We start from the raw sequence: 13640 nt of genomic DNA, 5'->3' as shown, positions 1-13640 counted from the left end.
CTCTTCGCGCTCCTGGGAGCAGCGGCGCCGGACGTCCTCGCACGCTGGTTCGACGCCCTCGCCGAGGACGGCCGGGTCGTCGATCCTCTCGGAGGCGAGGCCGTGGGGTGCGACCGACGGACGGGTGCGGGACCGGTACGGCGTGTCCTGGCTGGTCGGCTGGGAGCACTGACCCCGCGACCGCGGCCGGCGTCGACCCCCCCGGACGCGTCCAGCACCCGCCCGCTACAGTGCCATGATGCGCCGCTGGGGAGTTCATCGATGACCGCCGTCCGCTACGTCGCGATCGGCGACTCCTTCACCGAGGGCGTCGGCGACGAGCTGCCCGACGGGTCGACCCGGGCTGGGCCGATCTCGCCGCGCAGGGCTGGGCCGAGGCGAGGGGCGAGCGGATCGAGTACGCCAATCTCGCGATCCGCGGTCGGCTCATCCGGCCCATCGTCGAGGAGCAGCTCGAGGTCGCTCTCGCGCTCGAGCCCACTCACCTCTCCTTCAACGGTGGCGGGAACGACATGCTGCGGCCGCGCGCCGACATCGAGCGCATCGCCGACTCCTATTCGCGGGTGCTGCAGCGCTGCGACGAGGAGGGCGTCGTCCTGATCGCGCTCGCCGGAGCCGACCCCTCGGCCAGGCTCCCCCTGAGCCGGATGATCAAGCGGCGCGGAGACGCACTGACGAGCGCGGTGCTGCGCCGGATCGAGGCCCGCGACGACGTCGTGGTCGCCGACAACTGGAACGACCCCGCGTTCCAGAACCCCCGGATGTGGTCGGAGGACCGGCTGCACATGGGACCGCGGGGCCACCACCGCGTCGCCTCGAAGGTGCTCGGCTCACTGGGACTCACTCCCCCGTCCCAGTGGCGGGAGATGCCGTCGGATCAGGCGTCGCGACTCGGGTCCGCGCGCTACTACCGGGAGCACGTCGCACCCTGGGTGCGCCGTCGCCTCACCGGCACCTCCTCGGGCGACGGCCGCACGGCGAAGTACCCGGAGTTCGTCCCGATCGATCCGATCGGCTGAGGCCGGACGGTCAGCGCCAGCCGTAGCGCGCCGAGACGGTCCTGGCGACGGTGTCGAAGCGCGAGCGCTCGAGCACCGCGCCCTCGCGGCGCATACCGGCGGGGTGGATGCGGAAGACCCGCTCCGGATCGACCCAGCTCGGCCGCCCCTCGGCGTCCCACTCCCCGGTGCCGACCGGCAGGTAGCCGTCGTGCTGCTTGGAGCTCAAGCGCACCGCCAGCACCGTACCGGCCTTCTCGACCGCGAGGACGAGCACCGGGCGGTCCTTGCCGCGCCCGTCGTCCTCCTCGTAGGGCACCCAGGTCCAGACGATCTCGCCCGGATCGGGATCGCCGTCGGCAGTGGGCGCGTAGCCCGCGTGCACCCCGCGGAGGCGGGCGGGGTCGACCTCGACGGTGCGGCCGACGCCGCTCGCGCCGGGAGTGGTCGCCGTGGGCGTCAGGAAGGGACGCTGCGCCGGCGGTCCCGCGTCGGGCCTCGGCGCGACGGTGCGGCCGAGGAGTCGGAGGAGCAGGGACACGACGGAGCGTGAGGAAGTCACCCGGGAACCCTAGCCCGGAAGCACGGCCGCGCGCGGGAACGGGAACGGGGTGCCGCCCTCGAGAGGGCGGCACCCCGTCGGGTGCAGTGCGGAGTGGAGGGGTCAGTCCGCGAGGACGTAGCCCGCCTCGCCGTGGATCGCGGTGTCGATCCCGGCGACCTCGTCCTCGTTCTTGACGCGGAACCCGATGGTCTTCTGGATCACGAAGCCGATCAGGAGGGTCATGAGGAACGAGTAGGCGAGGACCGTGAAGGCCGCCAGGGCCTGAGCGCCGAGCTGGGCGAAGCCGCCGCCGAGGAACAGCCCGACGTCGGTTCCGAAGAAGCCGATGTAGAGCGTTCCGATGAGGCCGCCGACCAGGTGGACGCCGACCACATCGAGCGAGTCGTCGTAGCCGAGGCGGTACTTGAGGTCGATCGCCAGGGCGCAGACCGCACCGGTGATGACGCCGAGGACGATCGCCCAGAACGGCGAGAGGCTGGCGCACGCCGGGGTGATCGCGACGAGACCTGCGACGGCGCCCGAGGCGGCGCCGATCGAGGTGGGCTTGCCGTCCTTGATCTTCTCGACGACGAGCCAGCCGAGGATCGCGGCGGCGGGAGCGGCGATGGTGTTCAGGAACGCGATCGCCGCGATGCCGTCGGCCGCGAGCTCCGAGCCCGCGTTGAAGCCGAACCAGCCGAACCAGAGCAGACCCGCGCCGAGCAGCACGAACGGCGGGTTGTGCGGCTGGTGCGCGCCCTTGGTGAAGTTGACGCGCTTGCCCAGGACCAGGGCGAGGGCCAGGGCGGCCGCACCGGCGTTGATGTGCACCGCGGTGCCGCCGGCGAAGTCGATCGCGCCGACGTTGTAGGCGATCCAGCCGCCGTCCACGACGCCCTCGTCGCCGACGGTGAAGTTGAAGACCCAGGAGGCGACGGGGAAGTAGACGACCGTGGCCCAGACGCCGGCGAAGACCATCCACGCGCCGAACTTGGCGCGGTCGGCGATCGCACCCGAGATGAGCGCGACGGTGATGATGGCGAACGTGGCCTGGAACGCGGCGAAGGCGATCGTCGGGTAGGCGCCGGTCTGCTCGGCGAGCGCGTCGTTGTAGACGCCCTGCAGACCGATCTGCGCGACGTCGATGCCGAGGAAGCCGTCGATGCCGAAGAAGGAGTCGGTGCCGGCGGGGCCCGCGGGGCCGTTGCCGAACACGATGGCGTAGCCGTAGAGGACCCAGAGGACTCCGATCAGCCCCATCGCGCCGAAGCTGAGCATCATCATGCTGATGACGCTCTTCGCCCGGACGAGACCGCCGTAGAAGAACGCCAGTCCCGGCGTCATCAGCAGCACGAGTGCTGCGGCGATGAGAAGGAAGGCGGTGTTGCCTTGATCCATTCTGAAACCTTTCTTCGGGTGCGCAGGAGCGACCCGGAGAACGCCTGGGCGTCAGCGGAGTCGAGTCGCTTGAGTACGCCCGTCAGTCTGGCGGCGCGACGTTTCGGTTCGAGGGGACCTGCGTTTCGAGCGCGTTACAGGGAAGCCGTTCGTGTGAACAACGCGTTACACGGACCTGCCGAGGCGCTCGGCGCCGGACCGCCGACGGGGCGTGGAGCCCCCGATCCTACGAAGCGGACGACCGGAAAGGGCTCATGCTCGTGAGCGCGATGAGCCGGGACATCGAGCGCAGGTACTTCTTGCGGTAGCCGCCGGTGAGCATGTCGCCGCCGAAGACCCCGTCCAGCGGCACACCCGAGGCGAGGACGGGGATCTGCGCGTCGTAGACGCGGTCGATGAAGGCGACGAGGCGGAGGGCGTCGGTCTGATCGGTCAGCGCGGTGACGTCGCGGAGCACGATCGCGTCCACGCCGTCGATGACCTTGATGTAGCGGGACGGGTGCACGGAGCCCAGGTGGTCGACGGCCGCGCGGAACGCGTCGTCGGTGACGACCGCTCCGGAGGGCGCCTGCGCGAGCGCGGTCGAGATCTCCTCGTCCGTGCGCACGACGGCGTGGCCCTCGATGTCGCGGCGGCGGTAGTCGGTCCCGTCGATCCGCATGGTCTGGAAGTGCTCCGCCATCGCGTGGATCTCGCGGAGGAAGTCGGCAGCGGCGAACCGGCCCTCGCCCAGCGCGTTCGGCGGCGTGTTCGAGGTGGCCGCGATGCGGGTCCCGGAGGCGACGAGCTCGCCCAGCAGGCGGGTCATCAGCATCGTGTCGCCCGGATCGTCGAGCTCGAACTCGTCGATGCAGAGCAGCGCCGATCCCTTGAGGAGGGACACCGTCGCCGCATAGCCCAGCGCCCCCACGAGGGCCGTGTACTCGATGAACGTGCCGAAGTAGGTGCGGCCGGGCACCGCGTGCCAGATCGCCGCGAGGAGGTGCGTCTTGCCGACGCCGAAGCCGCCGTCGAGGTACACGCCGGGCTTGACCTCGGGAGCCTTCTTCCGGCCGAAGCCGAAGAACCCGCCGCCGCCCCGGGAGCCGCCGCCCGCGGCGAAGGCGCGCAGAGCCTCGACGGCCTCGGCCTGCGAGGGGTACTCCGGGTCCGGGCGGTAGCTCTCGAAGGTCGCGCCCTCGAACTGCCGGGGCGGTATGAGCGTCGAGGCGATCTCGTGACCGCTGATCTGCGGCGAGCGCGTCGTGAGGCTGCTCGTCGAACGGACGTCGTCGGGGATCACGCGCACCTCGCATCGTGCGTCCGGAGGGGGCCGGCCGCTCTGTCTGACTCTGCATCGAACCGTCCGGCCCGGCGCCGGCGGGCTCCCGGCTCTGTGTCGAACTCTTACGGCGCCTTCCGTGCACCCGCGCTCGGGGGCGCGTACTGTCGCTGAAGGGCGGGCTCCAGCGTAGCCCGCTCCTGGATTCACGCCCGCGCTCCGCGCACCACCCTGGAGGTCCTCCTTGTCCGTTGAACTCGATCCGTCGCCGAAGTTCGCCGCCTACGCGCACCCCGAACGACTCGTCAGCGGTGAGTGGCTCGAGCAACGGCTCGGCACCCCGGGTCTCGTGGTCGTCGAGTCCGACGAGGACGTCCTGCTGTACGAGACCGGCCACATCCCGGGATCGGTGAAGATCGACTGGCACACCGACCTCAACGACCCGGTCGAGCGCGACTACATCGACGGCGCGGCCTTCGCCGCCCTCCTCGGCGCCAAGGGCATCGCCCGCGACACGACCGTCGTCGTCTACGGCGACAAGAACAACTGGTGGGCCGCCTACGCCCTCTGGGTGTTCACCCTCTTCGGTCACGAGGACGTCCGTCTCCTGGACGGCGGCCGCGACAAGTGGATCGCCGACGGCCGGCCCGTCACGACCGACGCGTCGACTCCCGACGCGGTCGAGTACCCCGTCGTCGAGCGCCGCGACGCGGACGTCCGCGCGTTCAAGGAGGACGTCCTCGCGCACTTCGGCAACCCGCTGATCGACGTCCGCTCCGCCGAGGAGTTCTCGGGCGAGCGCACCACGGCGCCGGCGTACCCGGAGGAGGGGGCACTGCGCGCGGGCCACATCCCGAGCGCGCAGAACGTGCCGTGGGGCAAGGCCGCCGCCGAGGACGGCACGTTCCGACCGCTGGACGAGCTGAACGGCATCTACCGCGACGGAGCCGGCCTGCAGGACGGCGACACCGTGATCGCCTACTGCCGCATCGGCGAGCGCTCGTCGCACACGTGGTTCGTGCTCACCCACCTCCTCGGCTTCGAGGGCGTCCGCAACTACGACGGCTCGTGGACCGAGTGGGGCAGCGCTGTGCGCGTCCCCATCGTCAAGGGCTCCGAGCCCGGCGAGGCCCCCACGGCCCGCTGACCGTCGTCCAGGAGACCCCGACCGCTCCGCGGCCGGGGTCTCCTGCTCTGAGAGGATGGACGGGATGACTTCCGACGACCTTCTGCCCGATGCTCTGCGCGACATCCGCGACGAGTTCCTCGCCCTCGAGAAGCCGGAGCGACTGCAGCTCCTCCTCGAGTTCTCGAACGACCTCCCCGAGCTGCCCGAGCGCTACCGCGATCACCCGGATCTCTTCGAGCGGGTCGAGGAGTGCCAGTCCCCCGTCTTCATCGTCGTGGAGTTCGACGGCGACGTGATCCACCTGCACGCCACCGCGCCGCGGGAGGCTCCCACGACCCGTGGATTCGCCTCGATCCTCGCTCAGGGGCTCGACGCACTGACGCCGGAGCAGGTCCTGGCCGTCCCCGACGACTTCCCCCAGACGATCGGCCTGTCCGAGGCCGTCTCGCCGCTGCGCCTGCGCGGGATGAGCGCCCTGCTCGGCCGCACCAAGCGCCAGATCCGCGCCCACCTGGCCGCGTGATCCTCCAGCCGCTCGTCCCCGCGGGACCCGCGGTCCGCCTGGGGGACGACGGCGCCCGAGCGGCGGTCGAGGACGCGTACCGGCCCTCCGACTCGGTGCGCGTCCGACTGAACATGATCGCGAGCGTGAACGGCTCGAGCATCGGCTCGGACGGCACGAGCGAGACGCTCACCAATCGCGTCGACCGCACGATCCTCGGAGTAATCCGCGCGCAGGCGCAGGTGGTCCTCGTCGGCGCCGCGAGCGTCCGGGCCGAGGGCTACCGCGTCCCCCGGCGGGTCCCGCTGGCGATCGTCTCCTCGAGCGGCGATCTCGCCGGTCACCGGTTGGAGCTGCAAGAAGGTGCTCGCGTGCTCCTCCTCGTCCCCGAGTCGCTCCACTCCCCCGCCGCGGTCCCCGACGGTGCCGAGGTCGTGCACGTCCCCGCTCGGGACGGGCGGATGCGCGTCGAGGACGTGCTCGCCGCCCTGGCCGCGCTCGGTCTGGACCGCGTCGTCTGCGAGGGCGGCGCCTCGCTGTCCGGCCAGCTCCTCGCCTCCGGACTCGTGGACGAGATCTGCCTGACCACCGCTCCGCGCGTCGTCCTCCCCGGGCTGCCCGTCGCCGCGACCGGAGCGGTCGTCGACGACTCCTACTCGCTCGAGCGCCTCGCCGTCGACGACGCCGGCTTCACCTATGCGCGCTGGACGCGGACCCGCTGAGCGCCTGCCGCCGCAGCCAGCCCTCGACGGCCCGCTCCCAGCGGCCGGGGTCGTCGTTCCAGATCCTGGTGTGCCGAGCACCCTGCACCAGCACGAGCTCGACGAGATCGGGGCGCGCCGCCGCGAGCGCCTCGGAGGGCCCGCTCGGCACGAAGTCGTCGTCGACGCTGTGCAGGAGGAGGACCGGAGTCGTGAGCTCGTCGGCGCGGGACACGAGGTCGAGGTCCGCGAGCGGCACGACGGCGCTCTGCCCGGTGAGGGCGGTCGACAGCGGGCTCTGCATGGCGGTCAGAGCGAGCGCCGCGATCACCGGCGGGATCCCTCGCAGCCGCGCCTGGCCGCGCAGGGTCTCGTGCCAGTCGATGACCGGGGAGTCGAGGACGAGTCCGGCGATCAGGTGCCGCCGGGGCGAGCGCAGCACCGTCTGCAGAGCGATCGCCCCGCCCATCGACCAGCCCACGAGCACCACGGAGCGGGCGCCCCGCTCCTGGGCGAAGCGGATCGCCGCGTCCACGTCGCGCCACTCGGTGTCGCCGAGGCCGTAGCGTCCGTCCGGGCTCGACGGGGCGTCGCCGTCGTTGCGGTAGGAGACCACGAGGGACGTCAGCCCTGCGCGGTGGAGGACAGGGACGCCGCGGAGCGTCTCCTCCCGGTGGGTGGCACGCCCGTGCACGTGGATCGCCCAGGTCGCTCCGTCCCCGCCGGGGAAGAGCCAGGCGGGCGCGGGGCCGTACTGGGTCGCGACCTGCTCCGCCGTGAACGGCACCTGCGTCTGGCGCGGCGACAGGAACAGCCAGCCGTTGATGCGCGCGCGGGCACCGGCGTGCAGCCGTCCCCGATCCACCGTCTCGAGCTCGCGCACGACCCTGCCCGCACCGGTGGCGATGATCCGACCGACGCGGGCGTGGCCCCGGCCGCCGTCGAACCAGAGGCTGAAGCCGCCCTGCACGGTCGTCTCCGGCCCGGCCGCGAGGACGATCTCGCGCGCGTCGGGCCGCACGTCCAGCACCCTCGCGTCCTCGCTCCGTCGCGACGGCGGGATCACGACCCCGCGCAGGAAGGCGGTGACGAGGGCCGACGCCCCCAGGGCGAGCGTCGCGGCGAGAGCGGGCGGGGCGAGGAGAGCGAGCAGGAGGGCGCCGGTGCGCCGACCGCCCTCCGCGGCGTGCCTGCGGGGATCGGGCATGCGGGAACTCTAGTCTTCGGAGCGTGCCCGACTTCCCAGCGCCGTCTCAGCCACCGGAGGAGTTCCGGGCCGCGACGGAGGCGATCCGCGCGGTCTCGACCCGCTCCGAGCTGACCGTGTCCGAGATCCCGTCGCCGACCGGGCTCGCTCCGTGGGCCCTCGCCCTGTCCGCCGATGTCGCCCCGCATCCGCACGGGCGCGACTCCGAGCTCGGCACGGGGCGGTTCATCCTCCTCTACGACCCCGAGGAGCCCGAGCAGTGGGGCGGCGCCTTCCGCGTCGTCTGCTTCGCGCAGGCACCGCTCGAGGTCGAGATCGGCACCGACCCGTTCCTCGCCGAGGTCGCCTGGTCGTGGCTGATCGATGCGCTCGACACCCGGGGCGCCGCTTACCACGCGGCGTCCGGCACGGCGACGAAGGTCCTCTCGACAGGATTCGGCGAGCTGGCCGCCCAGGGCGACGGCGCCCAGATCGAGATCCGCGCGTCCTGGAGTCCCGAGGATGCGCAGCTCGCCGCCCACGTGGAAGGCTGGGGTGAGCTGTTGTGCATGCTCGCGGGCCTCCCGCCCGTATCGAGCGACGGTGTGACCTCGCTCGCCTTCCGACGGAACAACCGTGACTGATTACCGCGTCCTCTCCACCCGCGACGAGTTCCTCGCCGCCGTCGACGCCCTCGCCGCAGGCGAGGGGCCCGTCGCGGTCGATGCCGAGCGCGCCTCCGGCTTCACGTACTCGCAGCGCGCGTACCTCATCCAGGTGTACCGCCGCGGAGCCGGCGCGTTCCTCTTCGATCCCCCTGCGATCGGCCGGATGGACGCTCTGCAGGAGGTCATCGGCGACGAGGAGTGGGTGCTGCACGCCGCCAGCCAGGATCTCGCGTGCCTGCGCGAGGTGGGCCTGGACCCGACCCGCATCTTCGACACCGAGCTGGCGGCCCGCCTGCTGGGACTGGCGAAGGTGGGTCTCGGAGCGGTCGTCGAGGACCTGCTGGGCATCCATCTCGCCAAGGAGCACTCGGCAGCGGACTGGTCCACCCGTCCCCTCCCCCAGAGCTGGCTCGTCTACGCCGCGAAGGACGTCGAGCTCCTGGTCGACCTCCGCGACCGGATGGAGGAGATGCTCATCGAGGCGCGCAAGACCCGCATCGCGCGCGAGGAGTTCGAGGCCACCCTGGCCCGGCAGCCGAAGGCCGCCCTGGCCGACCCGTGGCGGCGGCTCTCGGGCATGCACTCGCTGCGCGGACTCCGCGCCCTCGCCGTCGCCCGCGAGCTCTGGCTGGCTCGGGACGCCTTCGCCCGGGAGCGCGACATCGCGCCCGGCCGCCTGATCCCCGACTCCTCGATCGTCGCGGTCGCCCGCAACATCCCCAGCAGCATCGGTCAGCTCTCGGGCCGCCGCGACTTCACCGGCCGCGCGAGCCGGGGCGAGGTGGAGCGCTGGTGGGCGGCGATCCAGCGCGGTCTGAGCACCGAGGACCTCCCCTCGGCCACCCGGCCCGCCGTCGAGACCCTCCCTCCGCCCCGGGCATGGGCCGATCGGAACCCCGCCGCCGATCTGCGGCTCAAGTCGGCCCGCGCCGTCGTCATCGAGATCGCCGAGCTGCTGTCACTGCCCGTCGAGAACCTGCTCACGCCGGACCTGCTGCGCCGGCTGGCGTGGAACCCGCCGGAGCCGCTGACGCCGGAGACCGTCGCCGCGGAGCTGGCGCGGGGCGGAGCGCGCTCCTGGCAGATCGACGCGACGGCGGGTCCGCTCGTGACCGCGTTTGTGGAAGCCGCCCAAGCGCCCGAGGAGAGCACGGAAACCGCTTCGTAGGAAGCGGCAAAGGATTCCGGTCGAAGCCGTGCTCTTCCTACGATCGGGGCGACCGTGAGTTCCTGGGAGGCATTGTGGCCGAGAGATCCGAAGTCGTGTTCGTCGACGGAGTCCGTACTCCGTTCGGGCGTGCCGGCGAGAAGGGCATGTACTGGCAGACGCGGGCCGACGACCTTGTCGTGAAGGCCATGATCGGTCTGCTGGAGCGCAATCCGTCACTCCCGAAGGATCGCGTCGACGACGTCGCGATCGCGGCGACCACGCAGCGGGGGGACCAGGGTCTGACCCTCGGGCGGACGACCGCGCTGCTCGCGGGGCTGCCCCGCAGCGTCCCCGGCTTCGCGATCGACCGGATGTGCGCCGGCGCGATGACCTCGGTGACGGCGACCGCGGGCGGCATCGCCTTCGGCGCGTACGACGTGGTGATCGCCGGCGGTGTCGAGCACATGGGGCGCCACCCCATGGGGTTCGACGCCGATCCCAACCCCCGCTTCCTGTCCGAGCGCCTCGTCGGCGACGAGGCGCTGAACATGGGGAAGACGGCGGAGAAGATCCACGACCGGTTCCCGCAGCTGACCAAGGAGCGCTCCGATCGCTACGCGCTGCGCAGCCAGCAGAAGCTCGCGGCGGCGTACGAGTCCGGCGACATCCAGCCCGACCTCATCCCCGTCGCCACTCGCAGCGCCTCCGGATGGGGCCTCGCCACCGCCGACGAGGCGCCCCGTCCTGAGACGACCCTCGAGGGGCTGGCGGGGCTCCGCACCCCGTTCCGTCCGCACGGGCGCGTGACCGCGGGCAACTCCTCCGGTCTGAACGACGGGGCGACCGTCTCGCTCCTCGCGAGCGCGGACGCGGCGAAGGAGCTCGGGCTCTCCACCAAGATGCGGCTCGTCAGCTTCGCCTTCGCCGGCGTGGAGCCGGAGATCATGGGCATCGGCCCCGTCCCCAGCACCGAGAAGGCGCTGCGCAAGGCCGGTCTCGGCATCGAGGACATCGGCCTCTTCGAGCTCAACGAGGCGTTCGCGGTGCAGGTGCTCTCGTTCCTCGACCACTTCGGCATCGACGACGACGACCCCCGGGTCAACGAGTACGGCGGAGCGATCGCCGTCGGCCATCCGCTCGCCTCCTCGGGCGTGCGCCTGATGATCCAGCTCGCGCGGCAGTTCGAGGTGCACCCGGAGGTGCGCTACGGGCTCACGGCGATGTGCGTCGGGCTCGGCCAGGGGGGAACCCTCGTCTGGGAGAACCCGCACTTCGACGGCAAGCGCACACGACGGAAGGGACGCTGATCATGCTCGACGGTTTCGAGGACCTCGCAGACCTCACGGAGGGGGAGGTCGTCACCCACTCCTACGTGCGCGACGTCCGGCTCGCCAGCGGGCGCGTGCTCGCGCTCGTCACTCTCGACAACGACCGCGACCACACGCGGCCGAGCACCTTCGGTCCGGCGTCCCTGTTCGAGCTCGCCGACGTCCTGATCGCGCAGAAGGCGCGCGCGGCGGACGGGGAGATCCAGGGCGTCGCCCTGACCGGCAAGCCGTTCATCCTGGCCGCGGGCGCCGATCTGAGCAAGGTGGGCACCATCCCGAGCCGGGAGCTCGGCCGCCAGCTGGCTCGACTCGGGCACCGCACCCTCGGCATGCTGTCCGACCTCGGTGTCCCCTCGTTCGTCTTCATCAACGGGCTGGCGCTGGGCGGCGGCACCGAGATCGCGCTGAACGCCGACTACCGGACCGTCGACGAGTCGATCCCCGCGCTGGGCCTGCCCGAGGTGTTCCTGGGCATCATCCCCGGGTGGGGCGGGACCTACCTGCTCCCGAATCTGATCGGCATCGAGAACGCTCTGAAGATCGTCGTCGAGAACCCGCTGAAGAACAATCGGACGATCAAGGGGCGGGAGGTGCTGGAGCTCGGCATCGCCGACGCGCTCTTCCCGTCGGCGTCGTTCCTCGAGGACTCGCTGCGCTGGGCCGACGGCGTCCTGGGCGGCAGCGTGACCGTCGCGCGTCCCCATGCTCCCGGAGGATCGAGCGGATGGTGAAGTGGGACGTCGCCGTCGGCATCGCCCGCAAGCAGCTCGAGTCCCGCATCGGCACCGTCGTAGCTTCGCCCTACCGGGCGCTGGAACTCCTCAAGGGCGCGAAGACCGCCACCCGCGAGGAGGCGTTCGCCGCCGAGGACGAAGCGCTCGCGGATCTGATCTCGGGCGATCAGTTCCGGGCGAGCATCTACGCCTTCGACCTCGTGCAGAAGCGGGCCAAGCGGCCGGCCGGCGCTCCCGACAAGGCGCTCGCCAAGCCCGTGACGAAGGTCGGAGTGATCGGCGCCGGCCTGATGGCCACCCAGTTCGCTCTCCTGTTCGTCCGACGCCTCCAGATCCCGGTGGTCATCACCGACCTCGACCAGGAGCGGGTGGACAAGGGCGTGGCGACGATCGTCGGGGAGATCGACGCGCTGCTCGCGAAGGGGCGCCTCTCCCCCGACGACGCCAACCGCCTGCGCAGTCTCGTCACCGGCACGACGGATCGCTCCGAGTTCGCCGACGCGGACTGGGTGATCGAGGCGGTCTTCGAGGAGCTGTCGGTCAAGCAGGAGGTCTTCGCCGACATCGAGCGGTACGTGTCCCCCACGGCCGTCCTCGCGACCAACACCTCCTCGCTGTCCGTCGAGCGGATCGGAGAGGGTCTGGAGCACCCCGAGCGCCTCGTCGGCTTCCACTTCTTCAATCCGGTCGCGGTCATGCCGCTCATCGAGGTCGTGCGGACCCCGCTGACCGACGACGAGACGCTCTCGACCGCCATGGTGACGGCGGCGAAGCTCAAGAAGAACGCCGTCATCACGCGGGACACCCCCGGTTTCGTGGTCAATCGCGTGCTCGCGAAGGTGCTCGGCGAGGCGATGCACGCGGTCGACACCGGCACGCCCTTCGAGGTGGTCGAGCAGTCGCTCGCGCCGTTCGGCCTGCCCATGACGCCGTTCGAGCTCCTCGAGCTCGTCGGGCTGAAGGTCGGAGCGCACGTGCTGGACACCCACCACGCGGCCTTCCCCGACCGCTTCTTCGAGAGCGCGAACCTGCACCGGCTGGCCGAGCTGGGCCACGTGTTCGAGCGCGATGCGAAGGGGCGGGTGAAGGGCGTCGACAAGCGGGCGGTGGCGATCGTCGCCGGCGGCTCCGACCCGATGACCGCGGAGGAGCTGCGCCTGCGCGTCGAGACCGGGCTCGCCGACGAGGTCAAGCGGATGCTGGACGACGACGTCGTGCACGCGGCCGAGGACATCGACCTCTGCCTGATCCTGGGCGCCGGCTACCCGTTCCAGATGGGAGGGCTGACGCCCTACCTCGACCGGGTCGGAGCGAGTGAGCGCGCGTTCGGCGACACGTTCCACCACCCGGTGATCCGCGGCGTCGACTGACGCCGCGCCCGATGACCGTCTCCGGCTCGCCGCCTCGCACGGTGAGCCGGAGGCGGTGCCGGCGCTGCGGGCGGCCGTCGAGGGTCGTGTCGGTGGTCCGTCGTACCGTGCCCGCATGACCCGCATCGTCTACTACGTCGCCTCCTCCCTCGACGGCTTCATCGCCGATCCCGACGACGACCTCGGCTGGCTCCTGCAGTTCGGCTTCGAGGCGTTCCAGGAGCACTACGACCGCTTCCTCGCGAGTGTGGGGGCCGTCGTGATGGGCTCCACCACCTACGAGTTCGTCCGTCGCGAGGGCGCCTGGCCCTATGATCTGCCGGCGTGGGTCCTGACCTCCGCCGAGCGTCCGCAGCCCGAGGGCGGTGAGGTCCGCTTCGCCTCCGGCGACGTCTCCGAGCTGCTGCCGGCCATCCGGGAGTCCGCCGGGGAGCGCGACGTCTGGATCGTGGGCGGCGGTGCCGTCGCCGCCCGCTTCGCCGAGGCCGGCGCGCTCGACGAGGTCAGGGTGACGGTCATGCCCGTCCTCCTCGGAGGCGGGCGGGCGCTCCTGCCGATGCGGCGCACCGAGCCCTTCGAGCTCGTGGGGTCGACGCCGTTCTCCGGCGGCGCGATCGAGCTCGTCTACCGGCTCTGACGCGGGTCCCACGACGACGGAGCCGCCCGGAGGC

General features: G+C 71.7%; 11 protein-coding genes and 2 pseudogenes. 9 read left to right on the top strand and 4 right to left on the bottom strand.

What is annotated here, in order from left to right; all coding sequences use genetic code 11:
- Positions 1–261 precede the first annotated feature (261 nt).
- Positions 262–1019 (top strand): annotated as a pseudogene (locus AC0CID_RS03740) (SGNH/GDSL hydrolase family protein).
- Between the two features lie 10 nt (positions 1020–1029).
- Here AC0CID_RS03740 and AC0CID_RS03735 read toward each other — a convergent pair.
- From AC0CID_RS03735 to zapE, 3 genes are all read right to left on the bottom strand, one after another.
- Complete coding sequence (locus AC0CID_RS03735; protein WP_307786168.1) at positions 1030–1560, bottom strand: type II toxin-antitoxin system PemK/MazF family toxin; 531 nt, start codon at positions 1558–1560, stop codon at positions 1030–1032.
- Between the two features lie 102 nt (positions 1561–1662).
- Complete coding sequence (locus AC0CID_RS03730) at positions 1663–2940, bottom strand: ammonium transporter (RefSeq protein ID WP_207405760.1); 1278 nt, start codon at positions 2938–2940, stop codon at positions 1663–1665.
- A 226-nt stretch (positions 2941–3166) separates the two neighbouring features.
- Positions 3167–4219 carry a cell division protein ZapE gene (zapE, locus tag AC0CID_RS03725; RefSeq protein WP_465228041.1) on the bottom strand — a complete coding sequence of 351 codons (1053 nt, stop codon included), beginning with the start codon at positions 4217–4219 and terminating at the stop codon, positions 3167–3169.
- A 226-nt stretch (positions 4220–4445) separates the two neighbouring features.
- Between zapE and AC0CID_RS03720 the strand changes: the two genes are divergently transcribed.
- The 3 genes from AC0CID_RS03720 to AC0CID_RS03710 all read left to right on the top strand — a co-directional run bounded on the left by AC0CID_RS03720 (position 4446) and on the right by AC0CID_RS03710 (position 6554).
- Positions 4446–5348 carry a sulfurtransferase gene (locus AC0CID_RS03720; RefSeq protein ID WP_465225823.1) on the top strand — a complete coding sequence of 301 codons (903 nt, stop codon included), beginning with the start codon at positions 4446–4448 and terminating at the stop codon, positions 5346–5348.
- A gap of 64 nt (positions 5349–5412) precedes the next feature.
- A complete protein-coding gene (locus AC0CID_RS03715; RefSeq protein ID WP_465225822.1) occupies positions 5413–5853 on the top strand; it encodes a SufE family protein in 441 nt (146 codons plus the stop codon).
- A complete protein-coding gene (locus AC0CID_RS03710; protein WP_465225821.1) occupies positions 5850–6554 on the top strand; it encodes a dihydrofolate reductase family protein in 705 nt (234 codons plus the stop codon). Before AC0CID_RS03715 ends, AC0CID_RS03710 begins: the two co-directional genes overlap by 4 nt.
- Here AC0CID_RS03710 and AC0CID_RS03705 read toward each other — a convergent pair.
- Complete coding sequence (locus tag AC0CID_RS03705) at positions 6523–7740, bottom strand: alpha/beta hydrolase (RefSeq protein WP_465225820.1); 1218 nt, start codon at positions 7738–7740, stop codon at positions 6523–6525. The two genes, AC0CID_RS03710 and AC0CID_RS03705, sit on opposite strands and share 32 nt — an antisense overlap.
- Before the next feature lie 23 nt (positions 7741–7763).
- Between AC0CID_RS03705 and AC0CID_RS03700 the strand changes: the two genes are divergently transcribed.
- The 5 genes and pseudogenes from AC0CID_RS03700 (at position 7764) to AC0CID_RS03680 (ending at position 13606) form a co-directional block, all read left to right on the top strand.
- The gene (locus AC0CID_RS03700; protein ID WP_465225819.1) at positions 7764–8363 is read left to right on the top strand and encodes a DUF3000 domain-containing protein; all 600 of its coding nucleotides are present in this window, start codon (positions 7764–7766) and stop codon (positions 8361–8363) included.
- Entirely contained in the window at positions 8356–9555 is a 1200-nt protein-coding gene (locus AC0CID_RS03695; protein WP_465225818.1) for a ribonuclease D, read from the top strand. Before AC0CID_RS03700 ends, AC0CID_RS03695 begins: the two co-directional genes overlap by 8 nt.
- A 74-nt stretch (positions 9556–9629) precedes the next feature.
- Positions 9630–10844 (top strand): thiolase family protein, encoded by a 1215-nt coding sequence (locus AC0CID_RS03690; protein ID WP_465225817.1) that lies wholly within the window; start codon positions 9630–9632, stop codon positions 10842–10844.
- Positions 10845–10846: 2 nt separating this feature from the next.
- A pseudogene (locus AC0CID_RS03685) lies at positions 10847–12969 on the top strand (3-hydroxyacyl-CoA dehydrogenase NAD-binding domain-containing protein).
- Between the two features lie 115 nt (positions 12970–13084).
- Positions 13085–13606, top strand: coding sequence for a dihydrofolate reductase family protein (locus AC0CID_RS03680; protein ID WP_465225816.1), 522 nt, complete (start codon positions 13085–13087; stop codon positions 13604–13606).
- Positions 13607–13640 lie beyond the last annotated feature (34 nt).

This window comes from Rathayibacter sp. AC451, from assembly GCF_979253095.1.
Note: the sequence above shows the minus strand (reverse complement) of the source record. Positions and strands in the feature narration are given on the sequence as shown.